Origin of the sequence: Streptomyces sp. NPDC051041 (genome assembly GCF_044456065.1) — a bacterium.
Classification (GTDB): domain Bacteria; phylum Actinomycetota; class Actinomycetes; order Streptomycetales; family Streptomycetaceae; genus Streptomyces; species Streptomyces glaucus.
Window position 1 is genome coordinate 134,243 of the sequence record NZ_JBITFM010000012.1, and the last position, 13,551, is coordinate 147,793.

The following is a 13,551-nucleotide window of genomic DNA, read 5'->3' on the forward strand; positions in this document are numbered from 1 at the left end:
CGTGGCGGTTGCGTGGCGGTTGCTTCGCGGTCCGCCGCCGCGCGGCGGACCGGCCGTGCGGCGGCCGTGCTACGCGGCCGTCCTGCGGGCCGTCTCCCGCAGCAGCAGCAGCGCGGCCCGCGCGGTGGCGTCGTTCTGCCGGAACGCCGGTCCGCCGGTGCGCGGCCGGGTGAACGCGCCGGAGCCGCGCGCGTCGGTGTGCGGGCCGAGCGCGAACCGCCGCGGGTGCGGCCGTCCGGCCCGGTCCAGGACGCGCCCGTCGGCGGGGTCGACGGCCAGCAGCCCGTCGCGGGTCACGGCGGCCCCGTCGGCGTGCAGCTCACGCAGCAGCGCGTCCCGGGTCCGCTCGACGGTGGGGTGCGGCAGCCGCGCCTCGACCAGCGCCCGGGCCTCGACGCGGGCGCCGGGCACGGTGGCGCCGGACGCCCGGAACACCCCGTGCCCGGCGGTGACGGTCATGCCGGCGCCGAGAAACCGCAGCACCCCCGCCCGGGACAGCGCGAGCATCTGCCGCAGCCGGGGACCGGGCGGCCCGGAGGCGAGGTGGCTGAAGAAGCCGTGCCACCAGGGGCCGACGTCCCCGAGCCGGACCAGCTGGCCGTAGACGGAGAGCAGGGCGAGGAAGACGGCGAGGTCGGGGCTGTGCCGCGGGTCGTGCCGCCGCCGCAGGTCGTGCTCGATGTAGGCCCGCATCCCCTCCTGGAGCTCCGCGTGGGAGCCGTACCGCACCCCGGCCAGCGGACGGTCGAGGGCGGCCGGGTCGAAGCGGTCGGCGGGATCGGGCACGGCGGACTCGACCAGGGCCGCGCGCTCGGCCGGCCCGGCGGCGGCGTACTTCTCCTCGAAGGTGCTCCAGGCGATGCGCGTCCGCCGCGGGTGGGCCGTGAACAGGCGGTGGTAGTGGGCGAAGCCCAGCTCCTTCGCCACCAGCGGCCACACGTCCCGCCGGAAGTCGAAGCCCCCGGGCCGGGCGAGCAGCGCCTCCACCTCGGCCGGCCCGAGGAACCGGGGCAGCGGCGGCCGTTCGCCGTCGAGGCCGTAGCCGATCTTCGAGTGGTACGGCACCCCGCGCCGGGAGCCGACGTACAGCACCGGCTCCCGCCCCGACGGGACGTAGGCGTCCCCGTCGTGGCGTCCGCCGCGGCCCTCCGTCAGCAGCACCATCAGGTCGACGAAGGCGAGCCCGAAGCCGCGCACGAGGACCGGCTCGCCGGGTCGCAGCCCGGACAGGTCGGTGTCGGCGGTGAAGTCCGGCGGGATGTGCACCAGGCCGTGCTCACGGGCGTACCGGGCCAGTTCCCGCTGCTCGTCGTCGGGTTCCGCGTCGAGATGGCCGAGCGTGAGCACCACGGCGTCGGCGAGGAGCGGGCGCGGGCGGCCCTCCAGCCACACCCGCTGGCGGCCCTCGCGGGGTCCGTCGACCCGCAGGGCCCGCCGCGGGTGGTGGTGGACGGTGGCGTCCGGGGGCAGGGCGGCCACGGCGCGGTCGTACACCCAGCGCAGGTAGGCGCCCTGCAGCCGCCGGCCGGCGAAGGCGGAGCCGTCGATGCCGGCCCACTCGTGCAGGGTGGGGCCCGGGCGCACGGGGCCGGCCAGGTCCACCGTCTCGTCGGTGAACATCGTGATGTCCTCGGCGTGCGAGTTCATCCACAGCAGCGGCGACTGCGCCGTGCGCCAGACGCGGCCGGGGCCCGGCGGGTAGGGGTCGACGAGGTGGATGTCCAGGCCCGGACCGGCGTACAGCTCGGGCGCGTTGGCGGCGACGCGCTCCAGCAGGCCGGTCCCCCGCGGCCCGGCGCCGACGATCACCAGGGACCGTCTGGTCATCGGGTGCGCTCCGTGCCGCGGGCGTAGTGCCTCTCGACGTAGAACTGGCCGGCGCTGAGCACGGAGGTGACCACGGTGTACCAGACGGTCGCCACCATCAGCAGGGGGACGACCTGGTAGGTGCGGTGGTAGACGAGCTGCGTCGAGTACAGCAGGTCCTGCACCGCGATGACGCTGACGATGGAGGTGCCCTTGAGGGTGCCGATCAGCATGTTCCCGGCCGGCGGCACGATGGAGCGCATCGCCTGCGGCAGCACGATCCGCCACCAGCGGCGCCGGCGGCTCAGGCCGAGCGCCTGCGCGGCCTCGATCTGCCCGCGGTCCACGGAGAGGACGCCGCCGCGCACCACCTCGGCGGCGTACGCGGCCTCGTGCAGGGTCAGGCCGATGACCGCGACGGCGACCGGGCCGAGCAGGTCGACGGTCCTGACGCCGAGGATGCGCGGGTACAGCGCACCGATGTTGAACCACAGCAGCAGCTGCACCAGGATCGGGATCGAGCGGAACAGCCAGACGTATCCCCAGCTGACGCTCCTCAGCACGGGGTTGGCGGACAGCCGGGCCGCCGCGAGCAGGGTGCCCAGGGCGAAGCCCAGCACCATCACCACCGCGGTCAGCCAGAGCGTGAGCCACAGGCCGCGCAGCACGGCGGCCGAGGTGAAGTAGTCGGCGACGACACCCCACTGGAACGCCTCGTTGCGCAGCACGGAGGTGACGGCGAGGGCGAGCAGGGCGAGGACGGCGGCGGCGGCCGTCCACTGGCCGTAGCGGCGCCGGGGGACGATCCGCGGGGAGTCCGCCTTCCGCGGTGTCTCCGGTGCGGCGGCCTGGGCGAGGGTGTCGGAGGGCATGTGAAGGCTCCGTGACATCGGGTCGGTCGGACACGGCGGGTGCCTTCACACGGGACGGCGCCGTACGGCGCCGGCGCGGCCGAGCCCCTCAGCAGGGCCGCCCTTCGAGACTACGGGGGCGTTTCCGCCCGCTGTCAAGGCTGTCCGTACTGTGAGCCGTACGTCTCGGCTCGGTTGACGCGGAACCGGATGCCTGTTGCACTTGGCCCATGCATCCGCAGCAGTGGCTGGTCACGCGCTCCCACATCGACTTCGGTCGCGTGTGGTCCTCTTCCTGTTGAGCTGACCCCCCTGCGCGCCCCGACGCCCTGATCCGGGCGGGGGCCTCCGGCGTTCTCCCCGTCGCCTTTCTCCGCCTTCACACGCGCACCCCTCCCCTCGCGCCTCCCTTCCTTTCTGCTTCCAGGAGACCGCCCTCCCATGCGTACGCCCACGCACGCCCGCCCCCGCCACCTCGTCCCCTTCGCCCTGATCACCTCGGCCGCACTGCTGCTCACCGCGTGCGGCTCGGGCACGGACGACACGGCGAACGCGGCGGCCGGGGCCGACGCCGTCCCCACCGCGGACGTCGTCTCCGGCGTCCGCGAGGACGAGGCCGCCGCCCGGCTGCTGCCCCCCGGCACCACCGCCCTCACCGTCGCCGCCAGCATCAGCGGCACCCCGCCCGGCACCGCCTACCTGGCCGACGGCAAGACCCTGGCCGGCCAGGACGTGGACTTCGTACAGGCCGTGGCCAAGGTGCTCGGCATCCGGCTGAAGACCGAGACGGCCTCCTTCGAGGCGATCCTGCCGGCCCTGGACAGCGGCAAGTACGACGTCGGAGCCGGCAACTTCGGCGTGACCGACGAACGGCGCAGGACCATCGACTTCGTCACCTACATCAACGACGGCCAGGGCTTCGCCGCCCGCGAGGACAGCGAGCTGTCCGGGGTCACCGACCTGAAGCAGCTGTGCGGCCTGGACGTGGCGACCGGCGCGGGCACCACCTTCGAGGCCACGCTGGAGGAGAACCGGCACGTGTGCGGGGACGCCGGCGAGGAGGAGTACCGGGTGCAGACGTACAACGAGAACGGTGCGCTCTGGTCCTCCCTCCAGCAGGGCCGCAGCGATGTCGTGATGTCCACCATCAACGGCCTGCGCTACGCCGTCGCCCACCAGCCGGGCCTGAAGTTCCTCAACGAGTTCCACCGCCTGGACGTCGGTTTCGCCTTCGAGAAGGGATCGAAGCTGACCCCCGCCTTCCGGGCGGCGGTGGACGAACTCATCGCCGACGGGACGTACGACAGGATCCTCAGGAAGTGGGGGACGACGGCCTCGGCGATCGACGAGTCGCGGATCTCGCCTCCGGAGGTCAAGGACTGAGGCCCCGTCAACGGGGGCCGCGGCGACGGTCCGGCCGCCGCGGCCCCGGCGGGGACACCGCGGTCCCCGTACGCGAACGGGTCCGCCGGGCCGGACGGCCGGCGGACCCGCACCGGCTTCCCGGTCCCCCACGGTGTCCAGGGGCGCGCGGCTCCTCGACGAGCTGCCCAGCGGGCGCCTCCGCACCGGGCGCGGTCCGTCCCCGCCGGCGCCACGGCCCGGTGTCCCGGCCGGGGCGGGTCCCGGGGGACGGTCCGACGCACGCCGCGCCTCTCACCGTACGTGACGGACGGGGCGCGCCTTCCTCCCGGGGGCACGGCCCTTCCCCGGGCCCGAGGTCACCTTTCTGATCCTGCGTCAGGACGCGGCGGGACACTCCGGCGTGGCCCGTCGTGACGCGGGCGGACCGGTCGTGAACCGACCGGTCCGGCGGTCGGGCCGGCCGCTCCGTTCACCCGTACGCTCCGCCCGTCACCCGTACGCCGAGAGAAATCGTATTTCACTCACAGTCAGCAGCCGTTTGTGCAACGACCCTTGGGAAACACGGACTCTCGACGGATTGGTCGTGCACCAGTACCGTCACAAACCCCCCGCGCGGCGTCTATCTACTTGGCGCACCGTCCGCATCATGGATGACCATAGGGATGCGGAAAGCACGAAAGACCGCTGTGAGAGGAGGCGTCCATGGGATCGGTACGCAAGGCAAGTGCCTGGCTTGGCCTCGTCGACGACAACGAAGACGAGCGTTACTACGACGACGACTACTCCGACGGGACCGAGCCCGGGGACGCCTGGGTCACCGATCCGCGGGTCAAGGTGGCCTCGGACGTAGCCGAGGAGAGGGGCCGCCGCATCGGCACGGTCACCCCGGACAGTTTCCGGGACGCGCGCGCCATCGGCGAACTCTTCCGGGAGGGGGTCCCGGTCATCATGAACCTCACGGCCATGGAGCCCGCCGACGCCAAGCGCGTGGTCGACTTCGCGGCCGGGCTGATCTTCGGCCTGCGCGGTTCCATCGAGCGCGTGTCCACCCGCGTGTTCCTGCTGAGCCCGGCCGACACGGAGATCGTCAGCGGGGAACCGGCCGCGCACCGGACGGACGGCTTCTTCAACCAGAGCTGAGGCAGGGCCGCTCACCGGCCCCGCCCCCCCGGCGGGCCCGCTACCGGAAAGCGTCGATTCCGGTGAGCGCCTTGCCCAGCACCAGCTGGTGCATTTCGACGGTGCCCTCGTAGGTGAGCACCGATTCGAGGTTGGTCGCGTGCCGCATCACGGGATATTCGAGCGAGATTCCGTTGGCACCGAGGACGGTCCGGGCCGTACGGCAGATGTCGATGGCCTCCCGGACGTTGTTCAGCTTGCCGAAGCTGACCTGCTCGGGACGCAGGCGGCCGGCATCCATACGCCGCCCCAGGTGGTGGGCGAGCAGAATCCCCTTGTGCAGTTCGACCGCCATGTCGGCGAGTTTGGCCTGCGTCAGCTGGAAACCCCCGATGGGCCGCCCGAACTGCTCCCGCGACCTCGCGTAGTCGACGGCGGCCTCGAAGCAGGTCCGCGCCGCGCCCATGGCGCCCCAGACGATCCCGTACCGGGCGTGGGTGAGACAGCTGAGCGGCCCGCGCAGCCCGGTCGCTCCCGGCAGCACCGCGTCGGCGGGCAGCCGGACGCCGTCGAGCACCAGCTCGCTGGTGACGGAGGCCCGCAGCGACCACTTGTGCTTGATCTCCGGCGCGGAGAATCCGGCGCTGTCGGCCGGCACGACGAACCCGCGGATCCCCTCGTCGGTCCGCGCCCACACCACGGCGACCCCGGCGACGGACCCGTTGGTGATCCACATCTTGCGTCCGTCGAGGACCCAGTCGGAGCCGTCGCGCTTGGCGTACGTCCGCATGGAGGCGGGGTCGGAGCCGTGGTCGGGCTCGGTCAGCCCGAAGCAGCCGATCACCTCGCCGGCGGCCATGCGCGGCAGCCACGTCCGCTTCTGCTCCTCGCTGCCGAACCGGTGGATGGCGTACATGGCGAGCGAGCCCTGCACGGAGACCAGGGACCGGATCCCGGAGTCGGCGGCCTCCAGCTCCAGGCAGGCCAGCCCGTACTGGACGGCGGTGGCCCCGGCGCAGCCGTATCCGCTCAGCGGCATCCCGAGCGCGCCGAGCGCGCCGAGTTCGCGGGCGAGCTCCCGCACACCGGGCAGCTCCCCCTTCTCGTACCACTCGGCGACATGGGGCAGCACCCGGTCCGCGGCCCAGGCGCGCACGGTGTCCCGGATCGCGAGGTCCTCCGGCTCCAGCAGGTCGTCGAGGCCGAGCGGGTCGGCGGGGTCGAACGGGGGCGGCTTCGGGGACGCGGACATGGGACACCCTCCGAGGACTAAAACTAGCAACGCTAGTCACGGCTCCGAGCGGGACGTTACGTCGCAGTGTCCCGCACGTCCAGCCCACCGGGCACAGCGCGCGCCGGGGCCCGGCACGGCGGGGTCACACCGAGACCCGGGACTCCGCGGCGTCCCGCGGCGCGGGCACCGCCACGGCCTGCGCCTCGCAGCTCATCACCCGCGGCAGCCGCAGCGCCATCACCGCGCCGAGCAGCAGCAGCCCGGCGCTGACCAGGAGAGTCACATGCAGTCCGTGCACGAAGGCGTCCCGCGCGGCCCGGCGCAGGGCCGCCCCGGCCGGCCCGCCGAGGTGCCCGGCCACCTCCAGGGCCTCGCCGAGCGAGTGCCCCGCGGCGGCCGACGCGGACGGCGGCACGCCCGGCACGCCCGCGAGGCCGGGGGCGTAGGCCGCGTTCATCACGCTGCCCAGCAGGGCGATCCCGACGCCCGCGCCCAGCTGGTACGAGGTCTCCCCGATCGCGGCGGCCCCGCCGGCCCGCTCCTGCGGCGCCTCGCTGAGCATCGACTCGTACGCCCCGAAGAGCGTGGTCTCCAGGCCGAAGCCGAGCAGGACGAACCCGCACAGCATCAGCGCGCAGTGGTCCGTCCGGCCCAGCGCCGTCAGCAGCACCACCGCGGCCGCCGTCAGGCAGAAGCCGGAGCACACCATCCGCCGGGGGCCGAACCGCCGCAGCATCCGCGCCCCGGCGAGGCCCGCCGCCATCGCCGCGAGCGTCAGCGGCAGCAGCCGCAGCCCGGTCTCCAGCGGGGACAGCCCCAGCACGAGCTGCAGGTACTGCGCCGCGATCAGCTCCAGGCCGACCAGCGCGAGCATCGCCAGCACGATGCAGCCGACGGAGGTGCTGAACGCGGGCCGGGCGAACATCCCGAGGTCCACCAGCGGATGCCGGCGGCGTCGCTGCCGGCGGACGAACAGCACCAGCAGGGCGGCGCCCGCCAGCAGCGGCAGCACGGTCGCCGGGCCGGCGGCCGGCCCGCCGCCGCCGAGCCGCTTCACGCCGAGCACCACGCCGAACAGCCCGGCCGCCGCCATCAGCGCGCCGGCCACGTCCCAGGGGCCGTCCCCGCTCCCCCGCGACTCGGGCAGCAGCAGCCGTCCCACCGGCAGGCTGACCAGCATCAGCGGAATGTTGACCAGGAAGACCGACCCCCACCAGAAGTGCTCCAGCAGGAAGCCGCCGAGCAGCGGGCCGACCGCCGCGCCGACGGCGGCCACCGCGCTCCAGACGCCGATCGCGACCGCCCGTTCCCGCCGGTCGGGGAAGACCTGCCGCAGGATCGACAGCGTCGCGGGCATGATCATCGCTCCGCCGACGCCGAGCAGCGCCCGCGCCGCGATCAGCATGCGGGGGCCGTCCGCGAAGGCCGCCAGACCGGAGGCGACGCCGAAGAGGCCGTAGCCGAGGAGCAGCACCCGTCTGCGGCCCACCCGGTCGCCGAGCGTGCCGAACAGGATCAGCAGCGAGGCGCAGACCAGCGGGTAGGCGTCGACGATCCAGAGCAGTTCCATCGCGCCGGGCCTGAGGTCCTCGGTGACGGCGGGGACCGCCACGTGCAGCACGGTGGCGTCGACGGCGACGAGCAGCAGGCTGACGCAGAGGACGACGAGCACCAGCCAGCGGTTGGCGCCGGCCCCGGCCGTCCGGCGGCGCGGCCCGACGGCAGCCGTGGTCGTCCCGGACATGTACGTACCTCCCAGAAGTTCCCTCGCGCTCGGCGGGCTCGCGGGGCGGGGGGTCCCCGCGACTCGGCCGGGAAGGAGCGGCGGTCCCCGGCCCGCGCAACGAACGGCGAGTGACACGCAGAGTACGCGAGTCCGTGCGGGGGCCACGTGGCGGACCTCTCATGGATCCGTGGAAGCCGTGTGGCGTGTGCCACTCCCCCTGCCCGGGGCCGGTGGGCCGCCCGGTTCCGGGGCCTCCGGATAATCGGCGGATGACCGATCCTGGAACGCGCACGCCGGGACTTCCGCGCCGGGCCGCCCCGGCGCTCCTGGGCTACGCGGCCGTACGCGCCCTGGGCCTGATCGTCCTGGCCCTGTGGAGCGCCGCGCGCGGCAAGAGCGCGTACACGCTGCTGACCGCCCGCTGGGACGCGCTCTGGTACGCCAGGGTCGCCGAACGGGGCTACGGCTACGAGGTGCGCCTGCCCGGCGGGGACGTGCATTCCGACCTCGCGTTCTTCCCCCTGCTGCCCTGGCTGGAGCGGCTCGGCGCGGCGGTGACCCCGCTGTCGTACGCCGACGCGGGCTTCGCCGTCGGCGTGCTCGCCTCGCTCGCCGCGGCGTGCGGGATCTTCGCGGTGGCGGAGCGTCTGTACGGCAGCCGGGCGGGGGCCTGCGCCGTGCTGCTGTGGGCGGTGCTGCCGGTCGGGATCGTGCAGTCGATGGCGTACAGCGAGTCGCTGTTCACCGCGGCGGCCGCCTGGACGCTGTACGCGGTGCTGACCGGCCGCTGGGTGACGGCGGGTGCCCTGGCCCTGCTCGCCGGGCTGACCCGGCCGGTGGGGCTCGCGGTGGTGGCGGCGGTGTGGACGGCCGGCGTCGCGGCACTGGGGCGGGCCGGGGGCGTCGCCTCGTTCGTGCGGAACCGGGGCACCGCGCCGGCCGGCGGCGCCCGCCGCACGGAACGCGCCCCGCGCGCGGCCGACAGCCACCGCGGCCGGCGCGTCCCGGCACCGGACAGCGCGCGGGACACCCCGCGCGCCCGTCTACGCGCCCCCGGCACGCGGATCGCGCTCGGCCTGCTGCTCGCCCCCCTCGGCGTCGCCGGTTACGTCCTGTGGGTCGGTCACCGCACCGGCAGGGGCCCGCTCGGCTATCTCGACGTGCAGGCCGGCTGGCGCAACGGCTTCGACGGCGGTTACGCCTTCGCGCGCTTCGTCGCCGGGAAGTTCACGTCGTTCCCGTCGGCCCTGGCGGGCGTCGGGCTGATCGCCGGGGTCGGCCTGCTCCTGTGGCTGTACGCCGTCTGCGTACGGCAGCGCCAGCCGCTGCCGCTGCTGGTGTACGCGGGGGCCGTCACCGCCCTCGCCCTGTGCGCGTCGAGCTACTTCGGCTCGAAACCCCGCCTGCTGCTGCCCGCCTTCCCCCTGCTGCTGCCCCTGGCCGTGGCCCTGTCCCGGCTGCGGACCGCCAGGTCGGCGCTGCTGCTCGGGGCGGTCGCACTGGTGTCGGCCGGCTACGGGGCGTTCTGGCTGAACGGCACCGGTCCGCCCTGACCGGACACGGACGGCCGATGAGCGGCCGGATAATTCCGCACCAGCATTCGGTGAACGAATCCATAAGCACAATAAAACAGGCTCCCTGGAATGATCAAAGGAATTGAAGGCCACAGCGCGGGCGCTTTGCAGAATGCCTGGAAATAACCCGCCCGCTGAGAGGAATCCCACATCACATCGTCATCACAAAGCCGTTGATTCGACGGAGTTCGGCACTCACTCGCTGTAACGTCGATTGGGTGCGTACCGAACGGAAGCTCACCCGTCTGGACCGGGTGTTCGCGAGGCTGGACCGCGAGCCGGAACGGCCGGCCCACATCGACGTGCCGCGGATGAGCCGGCACCGGGTCGTGCTGTTCGCCTCGACCCTCGCCTTCTATCTCGCGATCGTGTGGGCCGTGGTGATCACCTCCTGGCTGGTCCGGCTCGACTGGCAGGTCATGTTCTTCCGGCCGTACCAGCAGTGGTCGGAGATCCACGCGTTCGTCGACTACTACGTGGTGCTGGGCCAGCGCGGCCCCACCGCCGTGATGGTCGCGGCCTGGCTGGGCTGGCGCTCCTGGCGGCAGCACACGCTGCGCCCGCTGCTCGCGCTGGGCGCCGCGCTGCTGCTGCTCAACGTCACGGTCGGCGCCGCCAAGTACGGCATGGGCCGCCTCGGCCCGCACTACGCGACCGAGATCGGCTCGAACGAGATGTGGCTCGGCGGGGATATATTCCCCAGCGGCCACACCGCCAACGCCGTCGTGACCTGGGGGATCCTGGCCTATCTGGCCTCGACGCCCAGAGCGCGGCGCTGGCTGTCCGCCCTGTCCGCGGTGACCTCGCTCGGCGTCGGGATGTCCACCGTCTACCTCGGTACGCACTGGCTGAGCGACGTGCTGCTCGGCTGGGCCGCGGGCCTGCTGATCCTGCTGGCGCTGCCGTGGTGCGAGCCGCTGATCGCCCGCGCCGAGACCTGGATCCTGGCCCTGCGCGACCGCCTGCTCACCCGCCGCGGCCGTACGGCGCGGCCGGCCGCCCCGGCCGCCGCGCCCGTGGTGCTCGTCAAGTCCTGCCCCGCCGACCGGGACGACGCCACGGCCCGCGAGCCGGTCTCCGCGGCCCGTTCCCGGCCGCCCGCCTACCTGGCCCCGGGCCCGCACTCCACCCGCGCGGAGCGCACGCCGGTCACCCCGGCCGGCAGCCGCCGCCCGGCCCAGCCGGAGCGCTCGCCGCGCGGCACGTCCCCGACGGCCCGTCCCCTGTCCGGCGGCTGACGCCGCCGGCGGCGCGGGACCGGTACGCACACCCCGGCGTCCGACGGCCCCGGCTCCCCCTCGGGAGCCGGGGCCGTCGCCGTGCCTCAGCCCTTCCAGGCCCGCGCCACCCGGCCGTCCCTCACCTCGAAGTTCAGCCGGCCCACGCGGTACTCCATGGTGATGACCGCGCCCGGCGGCAGGGAGCGCACCGTCGGCCATCCGCGTTCCCGCGCGAGCCGTTCGGCGGCGCCGGATTCGAGGCCCACGTAGGCCTCCGGGCTGTCCTGCGGTTCGTCCGGGGGTGTCGGAATCGGTGCCATGCGGCCACGCTATGCGCTGACCGGTGAGCGCGGAAGTCCGGCATCCGAACCCTTGTCATGTCTCCCTCCGGGGTCACACTTCTGTCACAGGATCACGACGGGGGTTTGCGCCCGGACCGTTCACCCGGATGGCCCGTTCCAGGAACCTTCCCCAGCCATTCGGGGGAAATTCCCGCGTGTCCCGGCAGCGCCTCGAATAGCCGCCGGAAAGCATCGACGGAAGCGCTCCGGCACTCCATTGCATTCCGGCCCGGCGCGGGAGCCGCGACAGCCCGGATCGCACAGGAAGCGCACGATTCCGGCACAGGATCTCCGTACGCTCCCGGCCCGCCTTCCGCCTTTGGGGTGGAAGTCCGCGGGTCCGCCCCGGGTCCGCCGGGGCCGGAACGGCGGGCGGCCGGCTCCCGCACCGTCCGCGGGAACCCGGCCCCGCCGCCGGAGCGCCGGACTGCCGCGCGCCGCCCGCCCCGGCCGCGGCTGCTTCCCGCGCGCCGCGCCGGCCCCGGTCCGGCAGCGGGCAGCGCGGGCTCGCCCGGTCCCGGCCCCGCCCGCACGCGGCGCCGGCCGCACGGCGGCCACGGGGCCGGTGAGGCCCTCCGCACGCCCGCGCACGCGCGGGGCCGGCGGACGCGCCCGAGCGGCGCTCGCCGCACACGGCCGAGGAACGCGGGGTGTCGGCCCGGTGCGGATCAGCCGATTCCCCGCCTTTCGAGGCCAGTTGATCATTACCGAGAGCAACAACCCTTTCCGGCCACTTCCTTCATTCGCCGATGTCAGGATTTGTCGACCGGCCGCCGCGTCGATCCGTGCCCCACTTCGTCCCGGCAACATCCTTCCTCCATCCAGGAGTTGACGGTGAGTGCCCGGTTCCGCCGGGCCCGTCGCTCCGCGCGCCGGATGGTTCGATTCCGTTCGCTGCCGGGCGTGACTCCCGCCACGGATCGCCCGTTGTCTTCTTCATGAGCCGGGGACCCGCCCGGACCACGGGCCGGGAGCCACCCGGCCCCGTCACGTACCGCATCCCGAGGGAGCCACCCGTGCCGCGCATGCTCGACGTCAGCGACGAGGTACGCGCCGAGATCGGCGACGAAGAAGCCGACCGCCTGCTCGCCGGAGAGACCGCCCCGGGCAGTTACGACTGCACCTCCTGCCGCACCCCGGGCGATTCGGAGCAGGAGCGCACCAGCACCGTGCTGTTCATCGGCGAGGAGACCGCCGTCCTCGCCTTCGCCCACGCCGACTGCCTGCCCTCGCAGGTCGTCCAGGTCACCGAGGAGCAGCTCCGGGGTGCCGTGCGGTCCATCAGCGGCGGCACCGCGGACCCGGAAGCCGGACAGGCCGCCTCCGAGCAGGCCGTGCTCGGGGTGACCAGCGGACTGGTCCTGATCGCCGGGGAGCTGCACCCGGCCCTGGTCGTGGAGCCGACCGCGCCCATCGCACGGCCCGGCGCGACGGGCGGCGGCGACGACTTCCTGCCGCTGCTCGTCGAGCAGGGATTCACGCCGGTGACCGAGCTGTCCGCCGTACCGCCGGTGCTGCACGGCTGGTCGGTGCTGCTCGCCCTGGGGCGGCTGCACGCCGTGCTGCAGCCGACGGCGGGCGGCGGGCAGCCGGTGGCCTGGTGGCAGGCGCACCAGCCGCTCCAGGTCACCGAGGGCTGGCGCGCCGCGGCCGGCAAGCATCAGCAGGTGCTGATGTTCGCCGCGCCGGTGGGATCGATCGGGCGGCAGCCCCGCGAGGACCTGCTGCGCGAGGCGCTGGACAAGGCGGCGGCCGACGGGCGGTTGGTCGCCGCCGCGCTGCCTCTCGCCGGGGCCTGACACCGCGTGCGGCCCGGGGGACCACGCCTCGTTCGGCGGCCGCGGGCCGGGCGCGGCCGGCCGTGCCCGCGCCACGCCGCGGCCCCGCACCCCTTCGGCGGCACCGCGCGGCCGCATCCCTTCGGCTGCCGGGTCGTTTGGACATACGTGCACACCTACGACGTCCCCCGCCGCCCGTCCTACCCGTCGGTCCCGTCCGCCCGGGCGGCCCACGCCCCTCAGGACGGCCCTTCGGCCACGCCGATCTACGACGCCCTCTACGCCGAGTACGTCATGTCCTTCCGCTCGCTGCCGGGTGACCGCAGCGGCGAGGAGGACCTGGAGTTCACCGCCTTCGGGAACATCGCCCGCAGGACGCAGTGGCAGCGCGTCGGCTACGTCGGCCCGTACGGCACCGGGACGCACCGCGTGCCGGCCGCGCTCCCCCCGGCCCCCCGCCGAGGCGTCTGAGCGGGCGGGCGGGAACGGCGAAGGGCGGCCCCGCCGGGGCCGCCCTTCGCGTCACTTCTCCGTCAC

At 74.2% G+C, this 13,551-nt stretch carries 11 protein-coding genes; 6 read left to right on the plus strand and 5 right to left on the minus strand.

Features of this window, described 5'->3' with window-relative positions; all coding sequences use genetic code 11:
- Positions 1-69: 69 nt before the first annotated feature.
- Positions 70-1,827: an FAD/NAD(P)-binding protein gene (locus ACIBAI_RS20000; protein ID WP_399035979.1), complete on the minus strand. Its 1,758-nt coding sequence runs from the start codon at positions 1,825-1,827 to the stop codon at positions 70-72.
- The gene (locus tag ACIBAI_RS20005; RefSeq protein ID WP_399035981.1) at positions 1,824-2,678 is read right to left on the minus strand and encodes an amino acid ABC transporter permease; all 855 of its coding nucleotides are present in this window, start codon (positions 2,676-2,678) and stop codon (positions 1,824-1,826) included. The genes ACIBAI_RS20000 and ACIBAI_RS20005 overlap by 4 nt, the downstream gene beginning before the upstream one ends.
- A gap of 420 nt (positions 2,679-3,098) precedes the next feature.
- On the opposite strand from ACIBAI_RS20005, the gene ACIBAI_RS20010 reads away from it, so the two are divergent.
- Positions 3,099-4,040, plus strand: coding sequence for an ABC transporter substrate-binding protein (locus tag ACIBAI_RS20010; protein ID WP_399035983.1), 942 nt, complete (start codon positions 3,099-3,101; stop codon positions 4,038-4,040).
- A 684-nt stretch (positions 4,041-4,724) separates the two neighbouring features.
- Complete coding sequence (locus ACIBAI_RS20015; RefSeq protein WP_344603469.1) at positions 4,725-5,162, plus strand: cell division protein SepF; 438 nt, start codon at positions 4,725-4,727, stop codon at positions 5,160-5,162.
- Positions 5,163-5,202: 40 nt separating this feature from the next.
- On the opposite strand, the gene ACIBAI_RS20020 is transcribed toward ACIBAI_RS20015, so the two are convergent.
- Positions 5,203-6,393: an acyl-CoA dehydrogenase family protein gene (locus ACIBAI_RS20020; protein ID WP_399035986.1), complete on the minus strand. Its 1,191-nt coding sequence runs from the start codon at positions 6,391-6,393 to the stop codon at positions 5,203-5,205.
- 124 nt (positions 6,394-6,517) lie between these two features.
- Positions 6,518-8,119 carry an MFS transporter gene (locus tag ACIBAI_RS20025; protein WP_399035988.1) on the minus strand — a complete coding sequence of 534 codons (1,602 nt, stop codon included), beginning with the start codon at positions 8,117-8,119 and terminating at the stop codon, positions 6,518-6,520.
- A gap of 251 nt (positions 8,120-8,370) precedes the next feature.
- On the opposite strand from ACIBAI_RS20025, the gene ACIBAI_RS20030 reads away from it, so the two are divergent.
- Together ACIBAI_RS20030 and ACIBAI_RS20035 are read left to right on the plus strand one after the other, a co-directional pair.
- Entirely contained in the window at positions 8,371-9,654 is a 1,284-nt protein-coding gene (locus ACIBAI_RS20030) for a hypothetical protein (protein WP_399035990.1), read from the plus strand.
- A 239-nt stretch (positions 9,655-9,893) separates the two neighbouring features.
- Positions 9,894-10,913, plus strand: a complete 1,020-nt coding sequence (locus tag ACIBAI_RS20035) for a phosphatase PAP2 family protein (RefSeq protein ID WP_399035991.1) — start codon at positions 9,894-9,896, stop codon at positions 10,911-10,913.
- A gap of 86 nt (positions 10,914-10,999) precedes the next feature.
- Here the strand turns inward: ACIBAI_RS20035 and ACIBAI_RS20040 are convergent, their stop codons facing one another.
- Positions 11,000-11,215 (minus strand): I78 family peptidase inhibitor, encoded by a 216-nt coding sequence (locus ACIBAI_RS20040; RefSeq protein WP_399035993.1) that lies wholly within the window; start codon positions 11,213-11,215, stop codon positions 11,000-11,002.
- A 1,037-nt stretch (positions 11,216-12,252) separates the two neighbouring features.
- On the opposite strand from ACIBAI_RS20040, the gene ACIBAI_RS20045 reads away from it, so the two are divergent.
- Both ACIBAI_RS20045 and ACIBAI_RS20050 read left to right on the plus strand, forming a co-directional pair.
- The gene (locus ACIBAI_RS20045) at positions 12,253-13,035 is read left to right on the plus strand and encodes a hypothetical protein (RefSeq protein WP_399035994.1); all 783 of its coding nucleotides are present in this window, start codon (positions 12,253-12,255) and stop codon (positions 13,033-13,035) included.
- A gap of 147 nt (positions 13,036-13,182) precedes the next feature.
- Entirely contained in the window at positions 13,183-13,485 is a 303-nt protein-coding gene (locus ACIBAI_RS20050) for a hypothetical protein (protein ID WP_399035995.1), read from the plus strand.
- Positions 13,486-13,551 lie beyond the last annotated feature (66 nt).